This window comes from Corynebacterium sp. (assembly GCF_012838985.1).
Lineage (GTDB): Bacteria > Actinomycetota > Actinomycetes > Mycobacteriales > Mycobacteriaceae > Corynebacterium.
In genome coordinates, this window is the sequence record NZ_DUOE01000120.1 from 1 (window position 1) to 3649 (window position 3649).

Sequence of the window (3649 nt, forward strand, 5' to 3'; positions counted from 1 at the left end):
CCAACAGGAAAATCGCGAGCATGCGCTCGCCCGGCTCCGCGAGCCCGGGGACGTCCACGATGAACGGCACGAGGAACAGGACGAGGCCGAGGACGAACCCCACGATCTGCTTGGGGCTCAGCTTCTTCGTGGCCTGCTGCAGGACCGGCGGCTTGGGCGCGTTCGTCGACCGCCGCCTTCGCACCTGGCGCGGGGTGGTGGCGGTTGCGGCTGTGGTACCGGCGGTGGCGGAGGAGGGGTTCCCGGCGGAATCGGCAGCGTCAGCACTCATGTCTTCCATGATAGGTCGCCCCATCGAAATCGCACTGTTCACCGGGTGGAGCGGGTCGAGAGCGACACCGCCCGCTTCCGCTGACGTGCCGTCAACCTTGCTCTGAGAGTCAGGGGACAGGGTGGCAGTAGCCACCCGAAAGCGGCGCTGCCGCCGAGGAACGCCGCGAGTGCTTGCGGATACTGCGCGACGACAAAGCGTCGCGCGCGGGCCTGGAAGTCAGTCACGTCAACGATTCTCACGCACCGTCAAAGTGGTCCGCGGATTGTAGCGCCCGACCCCGACTAGACGTTGAACTTGAACCCCACCACGTCGTCGCAGCTAGGAACCAGACGACGCCGGATCCTCTTCGTTGGTTATCTCGGACGCGTCGTCTGCATCCTCCAGCCATGCGAAGGCCTCAGCCACCGCATCCTCGTCAGTCCCCAGAATCTGCAGCCCCGTCCGTGCAAGCGAGTAGAACTGATCCACCCATGCGGTTGCGAGCTCGACGTTGCCGCCGTAGCTCAGCGAAAGGCTCGGGATCTGGTGCATCCCGTGCAACACATTCAGGCACGGTTCCATCGCGTGCGTCTCGACTGACCACCACTCTGAGTGGGCAACACCGCTAGCGAGGGAGTACACCTGCCGGTAAAAGTCCAGCAGATCTGCCTCTTCGGCCATCGCGCGAATCGACTTGCCTTCTGCGAAGGTGTCGCGGGTGTCTACGACCCGGTGATCGAGTACGTCATTATTATGGCTGAGCCGCCTCAACTCATCGATGCTCTCACGAAACCCCTTAGTTTTCGCCTCCTCAGGTAGCTCATCTGAGATTCGAGAGTAGAGCTTTGCTTTTCCGGCACCATACTCCTGGAACTGTCGATAGATGGTTGGATCCTGCCGCGCCATCCAGTGAAGATAGATCTTCGTCTCGACCAACATGCGCCCGATATGCGCACCATGTTCCAAGCACCACAGGTCGGGAGCGCCCAGCACCGCGATGAGATCACGCCCGGCGCGGGCTACGAGCCCGGAGACGACCTCCTGCCGTTCATTCGAATAGAGGTTGGCCGGGGCGGTCTCCAATGCCTCTACGAAGCTACTCAGCATATCCATCGTGAACCGCCGCAAATTATTGCCGCCCTCGGGCATCGCCGTCGGTTCAGCTACACCGGGATCGCCGGATGCAACATCGGGCTCCGACTCTCCGATACCTACACCCCGCGAGTCTTCGATCTCCCGCTTTCGGATGCATCTCGACGTCATCGAGTTCGCTCCCCAGAACACGCGTGCCCACTTGATTGCTTCGTCGAAGTGGTGTGGATCATCGACTTGAATCATCGCCTTGTGTGTACCCCACATGGCTCGCACGGCCGAGTCAGCCGCTGCACGTTTGGTTAGTTCGCTTGGATAGTCCTTCAGAAGGTCGATCGTGTCGGCGCTCGACCTAAACGTCCCAGCCTGAACAGTGCTCCACGTGCGGAAGCACTTCAGGAGCGCCTCACGATGGTCGTCCTTGATGACACCGATCAACGCGTCCCTGATGAGTTCAAGGTCATGCCGTTGCGGTGGCGTGGCCTCGACATCGCCGACAAGCCAGCGGGCCGGAAGGCGCGGGTAGGACGCCAGCGCACCTCGGACACTTTCAGAAAGAAGGCCACGGCATTCGGCCTCCTCGACGACGATCGCAGGTGCGTCGGGGAACCTCTCAGCCAGCGCGGCCAGACTAGTGAGCCGTCCGTCGAGTGTCTCCGCGACCCATCCGTCCTCGTCATGGCCAGCGACCCGCTCCTGCACAGCCTTCTGCCACTTCACGAACAGCCGGACGCCGTTGTTGCCCAGCTCGGACAGGACAAGGGCAGGCCAAAGAAGATCTGGAAGGTCGTCCTTGATCCAGTTCTCGATCCCCAACACACCCGACGCAACTAGCGGTGACTTGTAAACCCGCCCCTTTTTCACATGGCCAGCCATGGGCCCAGTGCGCTGGTTCGATCTGGGCAAGCTCACGCCAACAAACTCCCCTCCATCATGAGACGGCGGACGCCACCTCATTGATACACCTCTCGGCGATGTCCGACTCGGAGCACGAGGACCACCAGCTCGTCATCCTGGACGTCGTATATGACACGGTAGTCACCGACGCGGATGCGGAACTCTCCCCTACCTCCCTTAAGCTGAATGCAGCCCGGCGGACGCGGGTCAATGGTGAGACCATCGATGGCCTCAAGTAGCCGACGAGCCGTCGATTTGTCGAGCTTCCGAATAGTCTTCGCTGCCGAAGGGACGTAGCTGATTGAGTACGGCATCGAACAGGTTCAGAGGCCAAGCTCGCGCATGAGCTCCTCGTGGGAGACTCGCCCCTCTTCGTTGCGAGCCTCGGCGGCACCACGGACATCAGCTTGGTCCTCCAATGCCTGCAGCGCACGATCAAAGAACTCGGGGGACACGACCACGGCACGGCGACCGGCTCCGCGCGAAGTGATCTCGACGGGCTCTCGCTGCGCCGCGGCGATGTAATCGCTCTGCTGGCTACGGAACTGGGACAGGGTCACGGAAGTCATGGGCCTATGGTACAACTTGTACAAGTTGCACACAAACAGACAGTGGACGCAACGTCCAGACGTTGAATCGGAACGCGACTACACGTTGAACTTGAACTCCACCACGTCACCATCGACCATGACGTAGTCCTTGCCCTCCTGGCGGACCTTGCCCTGGGCCTTGGCCTCGGCCATGGAGCCGGCGGCGTCGAGGTCGGCGAACGAGACGATCTCGGCCTTGATGAAGCCGCGCTCGAAGTCGGTGTGGATGACGCCGGCGGCCTGCGGGGCGGTGTCGCCCTTGTGGATGGTCCAGGCGCGGGACTCCTTCGGGCCGGCGGTGAGGTAGGTCTGCAGACCGAGGGTCTCGAAGCCGGCCTTGGCCAGCGAGTGCAGGCCCGGCTCCTCCTGCCCGACGGCCTCGAGCAGCTCGGCGGCCTCGTCCTCGTCGAGCTCGAGGAGCTCGGTCTCGGTCTGGGCGTCGAGGAAGACGCAGTCGGCCGGTGCCACCAGCTCGGCGAGTTCGGCCTTCTTCGCGTCGTCGGTGAGCACCTCCTCATCGGAGTTGAAGACATAGAGGAAAGGCTTGGCGGTCATGAGGTGCAGGTCGCGGATGAGCGCCAGATCGAGCTCGCCGTTCTTGGCCGCGGAGAACAGCGTGCGGTCGTCGTCGAGCACGGCCTGGGCCTTCTTGACCTCGGCGACAACGTCGGCCAGCGACTTGTCCTTGCGGGCGTCCTTCTCCAGGCGCGGCAGCGCCTTCTCGATGGTCTGCAGGTCGGCGAGGATGAGCTCGGTGTTGATGACGGAGATGTCCGAGGACGGGTCGACCTCACCGTCGACGTGGATGACGTTCTCG

4 protein-coding genes and 1 pseudogene are annotated in these 3649 nt (G+C 62.6%); all 5 read right to left on the reverse strand.

Annotated features, from left to right (window positions below; all coding sequences use genetic code 11):
* Nucleotides 1-271: pseudogene (locus GXZ33_RS06960) on the reverse strand (hypothetical protein); the annotation flags it as partial.
* Nucleotides 272-592: 321 nt separating this feature from the next.
* Nucleotides 593-2221, reverse strand: a complete 1629-nt coding sequence (locus tag GXZ33_RS06965; protein WP_291340119.1) for a DUF5677 domain-containing protein — start codon at nt 2219-2221, stop codon at nt 593-595.
* Nucleotides 2222-2298: 77 nt separating this feature from the next.
* On the reverse strand, nt 2299-2556 hold the full coding sequence (locus GXZ33_RS06970; RefSeq protein WP_291340120.1) for a type II toxin-antitoxin system RelE/ParE family toxin: 258 nt from the start codon (nt 2554-2556) through the stop codon (nt 2299-2301).
* Nucleotides 2557-2565: 9 nt separating this feature from the next.
* Complete coding sequence (locus GXZ33_RS06975; RefSeq protein ID WP_291340121.1) at nt 2566-2811, reverse strand: type II toxin-antitoxin system Phd/YefM family antitoxin; 246 nt, start codon at nt 2809-2811, stop codon at nt 2566-2568.
* A 78-nt stretch (nt 2812-2889) separates the two neighbouring features.
* On the reverse strand, nt 2890-3649 hold a 760-nt coding region (locus tag GXZ33_RS06980), incomplete at its 5' end, for a DUF933 domain-containing protein (RefSeq protein ID WP_291340122.1).

Excerpts from the sequence above, each read along its gene's own strand:
- GXZ33_RS06970 (WP_291340120.1), bottom strand. The coding sequence starts at position 2,556 with ATGCCGTACTCAATCAGCTACGTCCCTTCGGCAGCGAAGACTATTCGG.
- GXZ33_RS06965 (WP_291340119.1), bottom strand. The coding sequence starts at position 2,221 with ATGGCTGGCCATGTGAAAAAGGGGCGGGTTTACAAGTCACCGCTAGTT.
- GXZ33_RS06975 (WP_291340121.1), bottom strand. The coding sequence starts at position 2,811 with ATGACTTCCGTGACCCTGTCCCAGTTCCGTAGCCAGCAGAGCGATTAC.